13 protein-coding genes and 1 pseudogene are annotated in these 12,638 nt (G+C 65.5%); 5 read left to right on the top strand and 9 right to left on the bottom strand.

The window, feature by feature from the left end; all coding sequences use genetic code 11:
• Together NTV05_05085 and cmk are read right to left on the bottom strand one after the other, a co-directional pair.
• Positions 1-643 (bottom strand): S1 RNA-binding domain-containing protein (locus NTV05_05085; GenBank protein MCX6543771.1); only part of this gene is annotated, 643 nt, incomplete at its 3' end.
• A gap of 238 nt (positions 644-881) precedes the next feature.
• A complete protein-coding gene (gene cmk, locus NTV05_05080; protein MCX6543770.1) occupies positions 882-1,556 on the bottom strand; it encodes a (d)CMP kinase in 675 nt (224 codons plus the stop codon).
• A 72-nt stretch (positions 1,557-1,628) separates the two neighbouring features.
• Between cmk and NTV05_05075 the strand changes: the two genes are divergently transcribed.
• Both NTV05_05075 and NTV05_05070 read left to right on the top strand, forming a co-directional pair.
• Positions 1,629-2,825 (top strand): hypothetical protein, encoded by a 1,197-nt coding sequence (locus tag NTV05_05075; GenBank protein ID MCX6543769.1) that lies wholly within the window; start codon positions 1,629-1,631, stop codon positions 2,823-2,825.
• Positions 2,825-3,454: pseudogene (locus tag NTV05_05070) on the top strand (pseudouridine synthase). The gene NTV05_05075 and the pseudogene NTV05_05070 overlap by 1 nt, the downstream one beginning before the upstream one ends.
• Before the next feature lie 211 nt (positions 3,455-3,665).
• On the opposite strand, the gene scpB reads toward NTV05_05070, so the two are convergent.
• From scpB to uvrC, 4 genes are all read right to left on the bottom strand, one after another.
• Entirely contained in the window at positions 3,666-4,409 is a 744-nt protein-coding gene (gene scpB / locus NTV05_05065; GenBank protein MCX6543768.1) for an SMC-Scp complex subunit ScpB, read from the bottom strand.
• 4 nt (positions 4,410-4,413) lie between these two features.
• Positions 4,414-5,196, bottom strand: a complete 783-nt coding sequence (locus tag NTV05_05060; protein MCX6543767.1) for a segregation/condensation protein A — start codon at positions 5,194-5,196, stop codon at positions 4,414-4,416.
• Positions 5,193-6,197: a tryptophan--tRNA ligase gene (trpS, locus tag NTV05_05055; protein ID MCX6543766.1), complete on the bottom strand. Its 1,005-nt coding sequence runs from the start codon at positions 6,195-6,197 to the stop codon at positions 5,193-5,195. Before trpS ends, NTV05_05060 begins: the two co-directional genes overlap by 4 nt.
• Positions 6,198-6,352: 155 nt before the next feature.
• Positions 6,353-8,176: an excinuclease ABC subunit UvrC gene (gene uvrC / locus NTV05_05050; GenBank protein MCX6543765.1), complete on the bottom strand. Its 1,824-nt coding sequence runs from the start codon at positions 8,174-8,176 to the stop codon at positions 6,353-6,355.
• Positions 8,177-8,234: 58 nt separating this feature from the next.
• On the opposite strand from uvrC, the gene NTV05_05045 reads away from it, so the two are divergent.
• A complete protein-coding gene (locus NTV05_05045) occupies positions 8,235-9,086 on the top strand; it encodes a CDP-alcohol phosphatidyltransferase family protein (protein MCX6543764.1) in 852 nt (283 codons plus the stop codon).
• An 8-nt stretch (positions 9,087-9,094) separates the two neighbouring features.
• Here NTV05_05045 and NTV05_05040 read toward each other — a convergent pair whose 3' ends face one another.
• The 3 genes from NTV05_05040 to efp are packed head-to-tail and all read right to left on the bottom strand — an operon-like array spanning position 9,095 to position 10,879.
• Positions 9,095-9,652 carry a hypothetical protein gene (locus NTV05_05040; GenBank protein MCX6543763.1) on the bottom strand — a complete coding sequence of 186 codons (558 nt, stop codon included), beginning with the start codon at positions 9,650-9,652 and terminating at the stop codon, positions 9,095-9,097.
• 21 nt (positions 9,653-9,673) lie between these two features.
• Entirely contained in the window at positions 9,674-10,264 is a 591-nt protein-coding gene (locus NTV05_05035; GenBank protein ID MCX6543762.1) for a thymidine kinase, read from the bottom strand.
• A gap of 51 nt (positions 10,265-10,315) precedes the next feature.
• The gene (gene efp, locus NTV05_05030) at positions 10,316-10,879 is read right to left on the bottom strand and encodes an elongation factor P (protein MCX6543761.1); all 564 of its coding nucleotides are present in this window, start codon (positions 10,877-10,879) and stop codon (positions 10,316-10,318) included.
• Positions 10,880-11,008: 129 nt separating this feature from the next.
• On the opposite strand from efp, the gene NTV05_05025 reads away from it, so the two are divergent.
• Both NTV05_05025 and NTV05_05020 read left to right on the top strand, forming a co-directional pair.
• Positions 11,009-11,410, top strand: coding sequence for an Hsp20/alpha crystallin family protein (locus NTV05_05025; GenBank protein ID MCX6543760.1), 402 nt, complete (start codon positions 11,009-11,011; stop codon positions 11,408-11,410).
• Between the two features lie 5 nt (positions 11,411-11,415).
• Positions 11,416-12,603: a trypsin-like peptidase domain-containing protein gene (locus NTV05_05020; protein ID MCX6543759.1), complete on the top strand. Its 1,188-nt coding sequence runs from the start codon at positions 11,416-11,418 to the stop codon at positions 12,601-12,603.
• Positions 12,604-12,638 lie beyond the last annotated feature (35 nt).

Below are 12,638 nucleotides of genomic sequence, written 5' to 3'. Positions count from 1 at the left end.
CCTTGCGCGACAACACGATGTTCCCGCGCTTCTTGTTGACCTTGATGACGCGCATCCGGAGTTCCTGGTTCTTCAGGGCATCCAGATTCCGGACGGGGCGCACATCGACCTGCGAGCCGGGCAGGAACGCCCGGACGCCGATGTCGACGGCCAGGCCGCCCTTGATGCGCTCAATGACGCGACCGATGACGACCCGGCGATCCACGTAGGCCTTCTCGATCTCGTCCCAGATCTTCATCTTCTCCGCTTTTTCGCGGGAGAGAACGACGTAGCCGTCCTTGTCTTCCGTCCGCTCGAGCAACACGTCGACCAGATCGCCTGGCTGGACCGTGACCTGCCCGGTCTCGTCGAGGAACTCACTGACCGCAATGACCCCCTCCGACTTGTAGCCGACATCAACGACCACTGCCGACGCGGTCACTTTCAGGACCGTGCCCTTGACGACTTCGCCTTCGGAAATATTCCGGAAGCTCCGGTCGTACAACTCCAACAGGCGAGCCATCTCCTCGGGATCGACGTCATCGTCGTGCATCCCTCCCATTGGCTTCAGCGCCTTGATCGGCGCAGCCTTTGCTGTCCTGCCGGTCGGTTCGCCCGTCTGCTGTGTCAGACCCAGGCCGTTCGTACCGTCTTCGTTCGCCATGCCTTGCGCGTCCTCCTGCACTTCGTGAATTGCCGGGCTTGGTGTTCAGTGCCGGCGACTGCGGATGGTGGCCTGGTCCTACCAGATGACCACAAGCAGTTGAGTTTACGACACTTAGAAGATATGGTCAATCACTCGATTCTGAAGGGGCGGCGGCGGCGTCTTCCCTGCCCCGTTTCGGCGGGCGATTCCCCGAGTCCGGCGGGCGATTCCCTGAGGATTCGACTGGGAAAAGGGGTCAGGACGCATCCCGGCCAGCCGTCTCGCGCGTCGCCGTGACGATACGCAGCACGCGCTCAACCACTTGCTCAATCTGGAGGTGAGTGGTGTCGATCGTGATCGCGTCGGGCGCCACACAGAGCGGCGAGGCCTGCCTGGTCCGATCGCTGTCATCACGGCGTTGCATGGCCTGGGCGATATCCGCCAGCGCCTGTGTCTGGCTCGAGGTGTGCGAGGGATCGTGCGCCCGGCGCCGCGCCCGCTCCTCTGGAGAGGCATCCAGGTAGATCTTGACGTCGGCGTTCGGAAACACCGCGGTCCCGATGTCGCGCCCCTCCATCACGACGCCGTCTGGTTCGGCCAGATCCCGCTGCCTGGCTACCAGGGCCGCCCGCACGCGAGCCAGCCGGGCCACCCGCGTGGTCGCCCGGTCGATCTCCGGCGTCCGAATGGCGTGCGAGGCATCCGCGCCATCGATCCGGACGTCGCTGCCGTCGATCTCGATCGTCGCCGACGCCGCCAACTGTGCCATCTGGTCTTCATCATCAAGCGACAGGCCCAGTTGCTCCGCCCGCCACGCGAGGGCGCGATACATCGCGCCCGTGTCGACGTGACGAATCCCCAGCGCGGAGGCCACCGCACGCGCCACCGTGCCCTTGCCTACGCCGGACGGACCGTCAATCGCGATGATCATGGGGAGTTTCAATACCAGGGATTACGGATTGGGGATTGGGGGAATCCCTAATCCCGAGCCTCGGAGTGTAACATGAAGCCCATGCGTCTCCAGGCCCTGGCCTCCCTTGTCGTCGCGCTGGTCGCGACGACGGCCCTCTCGGCACCGTACTGCCGATCGTATTCGCGCGCCGCGGCGGTGTTCGTGCGAATGGCTCATCTCGATGGCCGCGTCGGCCGGGCCCTCGACTGGGAACGAGAAGAAGTCACCATCGAGATGACGACGATTCGGTCGAGGCACGGCGATCTGAGGACCCGGCTGTTCATTCCGGCGCACATCAGGCGGGCGGTCACGCTGGTGGCTGGCGTCAACATGCTGGGCATCGAGGAACCGCGGCTGTACGGGCTCGCGTACGAATTGGCCAGCGTCGGGGTGGCGGTCGCGACGCCCGACACACCAGATCTGAAGCGATTCGTCATCTCGCCCCGCACCACTGACATGATCGAAGACAGCGCGCTGTGGCTGTCGCGACAGACGCGCCTCACGCGGGACGGTCACATCGGCATGGTCGGCATCAGCTTCTCGGGCAGCCTCTCGATTGTCGCGGCCGGCCGTCCGGCCCTGCGCGACCGCGTCGATTTTGTGTTCTCGTTCGGCGGGCACGGCGATTTCCCGCGCGAGTTGCGGTTTCTCTACAGCGGCCAGGAGCCAGAGGTCCCGGCCGCCGGCGCCACCGGCGACCCGGCGAGGCGCGAGGTCTACCGGCGCCCCCACGACTACGGCGTGGTCATTATCCTGCTCGATCTCGCGGACCGCGTGGTGCCTGCCGGACAGGTCGCACCGCTGCGCCAGGCGATCCTCACGTATCTGCTCGCCGGACACTACGAGCTGATCGACACGCGGCTCGCCAAGGTGACGTTCGACGAGGCGCTCAGGCTCGCCGAGGCGCTGCCGGAACCGTCGCGAACCTACATGCGGCAGGTCAACACCCGCGACGTGGCGGCACTCGGGCAGCTGGTCGCTCCGCTGCTGGTGTCGCTTGGGGGCGACCCGGCCCTGTCACCCGAGCGGTCTGCGCCGCCGGCGTGCCCGATCTACCTGCTCCACGGGACCGACGACACGGTGATTCCGTCGATTGAAACGCTCTGGTTGGAGCGATACCTCGCGGGCAAGGCGTCTGTGCGGGTGCTGCTGAGCGGACTGATCACGCATGCCGAACTCGACCGGCAGCAGGACATGCGCGAAGTGTGGAAGCTGGTCGATTTCTTTGCAGAAGTGCTGAGGCAATGATGGAACGACTACAGAAGATCCTGTCGGCGGCCGGTGTGGCGTCTCGTCGCGCCGCCGAGGGTTTGATCACGCAGGGCCGCGTCAGCGTCAACGGCAAGACGATTCTGGAGCTTGGCACGAAGGCCGATCCCGGGCACGACGATATCCGGGTGGATGACCAGCGGATCCGGATCGTTACCCAGCACCGCTACATCCTGCTCAACAAGCCGCGCGGGTACGTCACGACGAGGAAGGACCCGGAGCGTCGATCGACGGTTCTCGATCTGCTGCCGGAGGTGCGCGAGTACGTCTATCCGGTGGGTCGGCTCGACTACGACTCCGAGGGGCTGCTGCTGCTGACCAACGACGGTGCGCTGGCCGAGCGGCTGATGCACCCGCGCCACGAAGTGGAACGGGAGTACCACGTGCGCGTCCGCCGCGTGCCCGACGAGTCGGCACTCGATCGCCTGCGCCGGGGTGTGACGATCGAAGGACGCCGGACCGCGTCGGCCACCGTGAGGCTGGTCGACACGGGCCTCGGCGCGCGGGAGGATCAGGCGATGATCTCAATCGTGCTCCACGAAGGGCGCACGCGACAGGTGCGGAACATGTGTGAGGCGATTGGGCACCCGGTGGTGCGGCTACGGCGGGTGCGATTCGGGCCGATCAGCGATGCGCGGCTCCCGGTCGGCTCGCATCGGGAGTTGACCGGCGCCGAAGTGCATAGACTGAAGCAAGCGGCCGGGCTGTCCGTCTCCGCACCCAGCGCTACGGCGAGACCACGACGAAGCTCAACGAGCGAAATCGGGGAACCCGGCGATCCCAGGCAAACGCCCGTCTTGCGGCAACCCGACCCCCGTCCTAGTGTACCTTCTCCTCGCCCGTCGTCCCCGCGGCCTCCTCAGGCTCGCCCGTCCCCCAGGCCTCCTCAGGCTCGCCCGCCGGCAGCGGCTCGTCGGACGCCAACGCCGTCTCGACGGCCTCCTCGCCCGGCACCTCCAGCGGGAGCAGTTGATCGGCCGGCATCGGCTCGGAAAGCGCCGTCGACAGGTCGAAGCCGAGCAGATCGGCCATATCCTCGACCTTCGGGAGGTCGCCGAGGTCGTTGAGCCCGAACCGCATCAGGAACTCGTGCGTGGTGGCGTACAGGAACGGGCGCCCGACGACGTGTTTGCGCCCCGCGATCTTCACCAGTTTGCGCTCCATCAGCGTCGCCAGCACGCCGGAGGTATTGACGCCCCGGATCTCGGCAATCTCGGTGGACGTCACCGGCTGGCGATAGGCGATCACGGCGAGCGTCTCGAGGGCCTGCACCGACAACTTGGTCGTCTTGCGCTCGTGGAACAGGCGTCGGACCCACTCATTCAGATCGGTCCTGGTGACGATCTGCAATCCGCCCGCAATCTCGATCAGCTGCAGCCCGCCCGGCTGCTCGTAGTCGAGCTTGAGCGCGTCGAGGGCCTGCGTCACGTCCTCTTTCGGCTCGCTCGCCAGCACCTTGCACAACGCCTTCAGCGTGAGCGGCTCGGGCGACGCGAAGATCAGCGCTTCGACGATGGCCTTCAGTTCCTCCATTGCCTCTTTCCTGTCAGCGGGTCGAAGCACCACGCTATCCTGCCGGTTCCGCCGGCTTCGGCCGCGTGTACACCCGGATCATTCCGAACATCCCGGCCTGGAACACCCGCACCAGTCTAAGCCGGATCATTTCGAGCAACGCCAGAAACGTCACAATCAGCGCCTGACGTGAATCCACATCGTCGAACAGATCTTCGAACCCGCAGCTGTCGGTCTCGGACAGCCGTTCGAGCAGTTGTGCGATCCGATCCTCGATCGAGATCTGCTCGGCGGGCAGCGTCATTCTCGGCCGCTGCCTGGCGCGGTCGAGCACGGTCTTGAAGGCCGCCATCAGGCTGAACAGATCGACCTCGACCTCGGTCTCGTACTCGTCGCCCGCCACGTCGGCGACGCGCACGTCGGGCCGCTGCCACTGCGCACTGCGCAGCGTCTCGCGCTCGTGCAGCAGGTTGGCCGCCGCCTTGTACTTCTGATACTCGAGCAGCCGATTGACCAGCGTCTCGCGCGGATCCTCCTGGTCATCGTCCTGCGACGGATCCGGACGCGGCAGCAGCATCCTCGACTTGATGTGGATGAGCGTGGCCGCCATCACGAGGAACTCCCCCGCCAGATCGAGGTCCAGCTCCTGCATCAGCCCGATGTATTCCAGGTACTGTGCCGTGATCAGCGCAATGGGAATGTCGTAAATGTTCACCTCATTCTTCTTGATGAGGTGAATCAACAGGTCGAGCGGCCCGGAAAAATGCTCGAGGCTGACGCTGTACGCGTCAGGCGATGACGTAAACTCGATTCCCGCGGACGGTGGCGTGTCGGTCATCGCCGGTACGCGATCTTCATCGCCTCGCGGACGCGCGCCATCGTCTCGGCGGCGATCGCCCGGGCGCGCCGCGATCCTTCTTCGACGATGTCGCGGACGCGGGAGGGGGTGGCGAGCACGTCGGCGCGGCGCTGCCGCATCGGCTCGAGCGTCTTTTCGAGTGCCGCGATCAGCTTCTTCTTGACCTCGACATCGCCCACGCGGCCGGCCCGGTAGCGGGCCTTGAGGTCGTCGACCTCGCCGATGTCCGCGTTGAACGCGTCGTGATACGTGAACACCGGGTTGCCCTCGACGTTGCCCGGAATGTCGGCGCGGATCCGCGCGGGATCCGTGTACATCTGCATCACCTTGCGGGCGACCGTGGCGGCGTCATCCGCCAGGTCGATCGCGTTGCCGTAGCTCTTGCTCATCTTCCGGTTGTCGAGCCCGGGCAGCTTCGGGAAGCGCGTCAGCAGCGGCTGGGGCTCGACGAACACCTCGCCGTAGAACGCGTGAAAGCGCCGGACGACCTCCCGCGAGAGTTCGAGATGCGGCACCTGGTCCTCACCCACCGGCACGAAGTGCGCGTTGTACATGATGATGTCCGCTGTCTGCAGCAACGGATAGCCCAGGAAGCCGTACGTCGAGAGATCCTTCTCGGACAACTGGTCGCGCTGTTCCTTGTAGGTCGGCACGCGCTCGAGCCAGGGCACGGGGATGATCATCGACAGCAACAGGTGCAGTTCGGCATGTTCCGGCACGAGCGACTGCACGAACATGGTGCAGCGCTCCGGGTCGAGGCCCGCCGCGATCCAGTCGGCCACGTTCGAATACGCGTAGCCGGCCAGATCGTCGGTGGCCGCGTACTCGCTGGTCAGCGCATGCCAGTCGGCCACGAAGTAGAAACTGTCGTACTGCTCCTGCAGCGGGACCCAGTTGCGCAAGGCGCCGACGAGGTGGCCGAGGTGCAGGCGGCCGGTCGGCCGCATGCCGGAGACGACGCGAGCTTTGACAGCAGACACAGAGTTCCCCATGTGACCCTTCGACTCAGCGGTGTTGCGCGCCAAGCGTCCTGTTCGTGGCCCTGGCAGATCGGCACGACGAACCGCCGCCGCATGGATCGCGAGTGAGCTCAGGGTCTACGACAAAGAGATTCAGGCTAACACGAAACCACGTGTCAGCCGCGAGCGAAGTGGGCCAGCACGGCGTCGGCGGCCCTGGCCCCGACCACCGCGCACAGGGCTTCCCGGCTGGCACGGCGCACGCCGGCGGCACTGCCGAACGTCTGCAGCAGCGCGTTCCGCCGCCGGGGCCCGATGCCGGCGATCTCGTCGAGCTCGGAACGCAGGTCGCGCGCGCGCCTGGCGTTCCGGTGAAACGACACGGCAACCCGGTGGGCCTCGTCGCGAATCCGCCGAAGCAACAGCAATGAGGGATGGTCGACATCGAGCGCAATGGGCTCAGGCCGGTCGCGCGTGACGATCAACTCCTCCTTCTTGGCGAGTCCGACGGCCACGAGATTCGCCAGCCCCAGCGACTCGAACGCCTCGTAGGCGGCGTGGACCTGTCCGCGCCCGCCGTCGATCAGGACGAGATCCGGAAACGGACCGCCCCGCGCGAGCAGCCCCTGGTAGCGCCGCGACACCACTTCCCGCATGGCTCCCACGTCGTCCGGTTTGGCCGGCGCGGCGGCTGCCGCGCCCCTGACGCGGAACTTCCGGTACGCACTCCGCCGCATCCGCCCGTCCTCGCAGACCACCAGCGACGCCACCGTCTCGGCGCCCTGCAGCGTCGAGATGTCGATGCACTCGATCCGGCGCGGAAAGGCAGGCAGGCCCAGGATGGCGCGCAGATTCTCGAGTGCCTCGAAGTTGGCGACCGCCCCTGCGCTGAATCTGGCCTGATAGGCCATCGACGCGTTGCGCGTCGCGAGATCGAGCAGACCCCGTCGGTCCTGGCTGCGCGGCACGGTGATGGTCACCCGCCGGCCCGCACAATCGCTCAGCCACGTCTCGAGCGTATCGCCATCATCGGGCCGCTCCGCCACGTGAATCTCCGGCGGGATCTCGTGCTCGTGGTAGAACTGGCCGAGTGCAGCGCCAAGCACGTCCGTCTCGGCCTCGCCGCCGCCAGCGTCCGGTTCGGCGACCAGTTCGACGCGCTCGATCACGCGGCCATTCCGCATCTGAAACACCTGGACGATGGTGCCAGAGGGCCCCGACTTGACGCCGAACGCGTCGCGATCGCCAAATCTCGGTGTCGCCATCTTCTGCTGGCGGTCACGCAGCGTTTCGAGCGTGCGAATGGCGTCGCGGAGGTGCGCCGCCTGCTCGAACGATTCGCCGTCGGCGGCCGCCTCCATCTCGGCCGTCAGCCGGGCGATCAGCTCGTCGGTGCGTCCCTCGAACAGGAGGCGGGTTCTGGCCACGGCCGCCGCATACTGCTCGGTGGTGCACAGCGCGTCGACGCACGGGGCGAGACACCGGCCGATGTCGAACTCGAGACACGCGCGGCCCCGCTTGCCGGTGATGCGCTCATGGCAGGACCGGATCCCGAAGACCCGGTGCGTCAGGTTCATCGTCCTACGCGCCAGGCTCGCCGGCATGAACGGTCCCGCGTACACGTCGCCGTCGCGCTCGACGCGCCGCGCCACCAGCACGCGAGGACACGATTCGCTGGTCGTCAGCTTCAGATACGGGTAGGTCTTATCGTCGCGGAGCAGGATGTTGTAGCGCGGCAGTCGCCCCTTGATCAGGCTGTTCTCGAGTGCGAGCGCCTCGACCACCGAATCGGTCACGACGACGTTGAGCTCGTCGACCTCGTCGAGGAGCCGATCGTGCCTCGGCGACGTGCCCCTGGCTCCAAGATAGCTGCTGACACGGTCACGCAAGTGCGCCGCTTTGCCGACGTACAGCGTCTGATGGTCGCGGCCGAGGAACACGTACACGCCCGGTTGCTCCGGGAGGCGGGCGATCTGGTGCTTGAGGTCTTCAATCGGCATGGAATAAGATGTCGCGACTCGTGTCGTCAATCCGTCCAGTCTTGATTATACGGAAGCCATGACCGTTACGGGCGCTATCGGCTGCCTCTTCAACTTCCCGCTCCGCGTCATCATCCGGACGTGCGTGAGGCTGCGCATCCACCCGAACCTGCTGACCATCACCGGCGTGCTGGTCAACGTCGTTGCGGCGTGGGAACTGGCCTACGGCCGCTTCTTCGCCGCCGGCTGGTGGATGGTGGCGGCCAACATGTTCGACTACATCGATGGCAAGGTCGCCCACGAGGGGGGCGCGGCCAGCGAGTTTGGCGGGTTTTTTGACTCGGCGATGGACCGGTTCTCGGACATCTCGCTGTTTATCGGCCTGATTGCGGTCTACAACGAGCGCGGGACAGGCCACGGCGACTACGTGCTGCTGACGTCGATTGCGATGATGTTCTCGGTCCTCACCAGCTACACGCGCGCCCGCGCCGAGTCGCTGGTCGAGAAGTGCAAAGTCGGCTTCATGGAACGGCCGGAACGGATCGTGCTGTTCATGATCGGTGCCTTCACCAACCGGATGGCCGCGGTGCTGTGGGTCATCCTCATCCTGTCGATCGTCACGGTGATGGCTCGCGTCTACTTCACCTGGCGGGAGCTGGAGGCGGGACGCAGCCTCGCGGCGGTGAAGGCTGGCACGGCGCCATCGCCAATCCCGGTCACCCAGATGGGCACGGTCCAGCGGGTGATGACGCTGCCGGCGTTGATCCTCTGGCGTGGACTGTTCTGGACGTACGAACGCGCCAGCTGGCAGTACGACGTGATGGTCATCACGATTCTCGCCTTCGTCTGGGGCACGCCGGCGCGGCTGCTCGGCGATCCGATGGCGATGAACGGCGGGGGCCTGGTCGACTGGATCTTCAGGCTGCAGTAGATCTTTCCCTACACATCCTCCCGCTCGTCATGTCCGCCCAGGTCCAGGGGCGGCCGCTGGATGTGGAGGTGGTGCGCCCGGATGTGATCGCGCAGCAGCCGGCGCGCTTCGCCATAGTGCTCCGGCGGGACCACAAGCCGGCCGGCCCGCTGCTGGTGCCCCGCGACCACGACGAGTGCGGGAGCCCGGTCCTCCCGCCATGTCAATCCCGTGATGTCGCTGTACTTCACGAATCTGCGCTCCAGCCGGAGACCATCCCGGTAGAACCCGCGCTCGACCCGGAAGCTCAAGGGGTAGACAACGCCGTAGTAGACGAACATCATCACTTCGCCGAACACCTGGCCGAGCAGCCAATGGAGGACGAGGAGCTTGTAGAGGATCACGAGGCCGAGACCGACGGCGATCCACTTTGAGAGAACGAAGGTCCCGGGCCTGGGCGGCGCCCAGGTCAGCAGCGCGTCGTGCCGCCGGCGGCGGTACGCCAGGTAGTCGTTGAGCAGGATCAGATTGGCGGCAAGGAAGCCGACGCCCAGCAACAGCAGCAGCGCGCCGAGGGGATTGTCCACGAACCTCCGCGTCCGTGACGGCTAGACCGTCTTGGGTATGTCGCCGCCGGCCAGGGACGGATCGAAGCACCGGCGGCAGCGTGCCTCGTATGTCCCTTGCGAACCCAGCAGGAGGCGGTCGCTGCTGGCGACCAGCCGCTGCGTGTGATTGGCCGGATTGCCGCAGACCATGCAGATGGCGAGCGTCTTGGTGATGTACTCCGCGATGGCCAGCAGTTGCGGCATCGGCTCGAACGGCTTGCCGAGATAGTCCTGGTCGAGGCCCGCGACAATCACGCGCTTGCCGCGGCCGGCGAGCACTTCGCACACCGCCGGCAGTTCGGCGTCGAAGAACTGCCCTTCGTCGATCCCCACGACCTCGGTGTCGTCGTCCACCGTCTGCAGCAGGTCGTGTGCGGTCAGGACGTTTCGCGACTGGATCCGCATCTCGCTGTGCGAGACGATTTCGTCCTCGCTGAACCGGCTGTCGAATTTCGGCTTGAAGATCTGGACCTTCTGGCGGGCAATCTGCGCGCGACGGAGGCGGCGGATGAGCTCCTCGCTCTTGCCGCTGAACATGCTGCCGCAGACGACTTCGATCCAGCCTGTGTGACGTGTCCGTTCGATATCCATGGTCATGTTGCGTGTTCCGTCAGAAGGGCCTGCCGCCGACCACGCCTTCCGCTACACCCGCGCCTGATATTCGCCCGTCTCCGTATTGACCCGAATCCGGTCGCCCGTGTTCACAAACGGCGGCACCGACACGACCAGGCCCGTCTCGAGCGTCGCCGGCTTCAACTGCGCGTTGGCGGTCGATCCCTTGATGGCCGGGGCGGTGTCCTTGACCGTCAGGTCCACCGTCTGAGGCAGCTCGATTCCCACCGGTTCGACCCCGTAGAACTCGACCTTGATGGTCGATTCCGGCACGATGTAATTGATCATCTCGCCCAGCACTTCGTCGGCGAGCGTAATCTGTTCGTACGTGGTGGTGTCCATGAAATGGTGACCGCCCGCGTCGCTGTACATGTACTGCATCTCGAGTTCGTCCAGCGTCGCCCGCTGGATCGTATCTTCCGATCGCAGCCGCTGTTCCACCTGGGCCCCGTTGCGCAGGTTTCGCATCTTGGCGCGAACGAAACCGCGGAGGTTGCCGGGCGTGACGTGCTGCAACTCGAGGATCCTGAGCAGTTCGCCATCCAGATGGATCAGCATGCCTTTTCTGAGCCGCGTCGCCTGAATCGAACTCATGATCTCAACCGCAATCCTGCCGGCCGTGGCGGGCCTGATGACGCCTTTGCAGGCGAGTTTTCCATCGGGACAGACCGTCGATCCTAGCACATCTGGTTGGGCCCATCCAAACATGCTAGGATGCGATTTGTGGCATTTTCTCGCTGGGATCCGCTTCACGATCTGCTCGCCTTGCACGAACGACTGAACCGTCTGGGCGCCGAGGAGGTGCCCGGCTGGACGCCCGCTGTCGACCTGTTCGAAACGGCCGATCGCTTCGTCGTGAGCGTTGAGCTCCCCAGCCTGAACCGCGACGACATCCGCATCGATGTGCAGGAGCACACGCTCGTCGTCCGAGGCGAGCGGCCCTGCCAGACACCGGGGGATGCACGGTTTCTGCGGGTCGAGCGCGGACATGGAGCGTTCGTGCGTTCCTTCGCGCTCCCTCAGCCTGTCCGGGCGGCGGGCGTGTCGGCGGAATTCCGCGATGGCGTCCTCACGATTCTGGTTCCCAAGGTCCAGCCGCAGATTCGCCGCATCAAGATCGATTGACTGTCATGAAACGAATATTGTTCGCCATCCTCACTATCAGTGTTGGTTTCGCCGCCGGACTGGTGGTCACGGGCCGCCTGCACATGGCCGAGACGAGCACGGCCGCGCCGGCAGTCGAGGCTCAGAACGGCCCGATGTCGGCGCAGCCGGCACCAGCGGCCCGCGCCATGGCGGGACTGCCCGACTTCACCGGCGTGGCCGCCGGCACCGTCGGTGCTGTCACGAATATCTCGTCGCAGCAGGTCGCGCAGACCTCAAGCTCGCCGTTCGCCAACGATCCGGTCTTCCGCTATTTCTTTGGCGACGACGCGGAGATGTTCGGCGGCCGGGACCGGCGCGAAACCAGCCTCGGTTCCGGCGTGATCGTCTCGTCAGATGGATACGTCCTGACCAACAACCATGTGGTCGGCGACAACATGGCTGAAATCACGGTGGCGCTGGCCGACAAACGCGAACTGCGCGCGCGGGTGATTGGCACCGATCCGCTCACTGATATCGCGCTGCTGAAGGTGAACGCTACCGGGCTGCCGGTGGTCCCCTGGGGCGACTCGTCCAAGCTCAAGGTGGCGGAGTGGGTGCTGGCCATTGGCAATCCTTTTCAGCTGAATCAGACGGTCACCCTCGGCATCGTCAGCGCGATCGGCCGGACCAACGTCGGCGTCGCGGCGTATGAGGATTTCATCCAGACCGACGCCGCCATCAACCCCGGTAATTCGGGCGGCGCACTGATCAATGCTCGAGGCGAACTGATCGGCATCAATACGGCCATCTACAGTCAGAGCGGGGGCTATCAGGGTGTCGGATTCGCGGTGCCGTCGAACCTGGCCCGCCGCGTGATGAACGATTTGATCAAGTACGGATCGGTGCGCCGGGGATCGATCGGAACCCTCGAGGTGATACCGCTCACCTCTCAAGTCGCCGAGCAAGTGGGCGTCACGACCGACAAGGGTGTGTTCGTGAATCGGATGTCCCGCAACTCGCCAGCCTACAACGCCGGCATCAGACCGGGGGATGTCATCGTGGCGGTCAACGGCAGGAGCGTCACCGACAACTCGCAGTTGGTGAAGGTGGTGGCCGATGCCCCGATCGGCGGAGTGATCACGATCGGCGCCATTCGCGAAGGGAAGCGGGTGGAATTCCGCGTGCCCGTCGAGGCGATGTCGACCGGAAACCGCCCGGCGCGGAGGCGGTAACCAACGGGATTCGGTGGGACGGCGTAGGGGCGCGA

Source organism: Acidobacteriota bacterium, from assembly GCA_026393755.1.
Classification (GTDB): Bacteria; Acidobacteriota; Vicinamibacteria; order Vicinamibacterales; family JAKQTR01; genus JBAXOX01.
The sequence above is the reverse complement of the archived record's forward strand: the minus strand, read 5'-3'. Positions and strand labels throughout refer to the sequence as shown.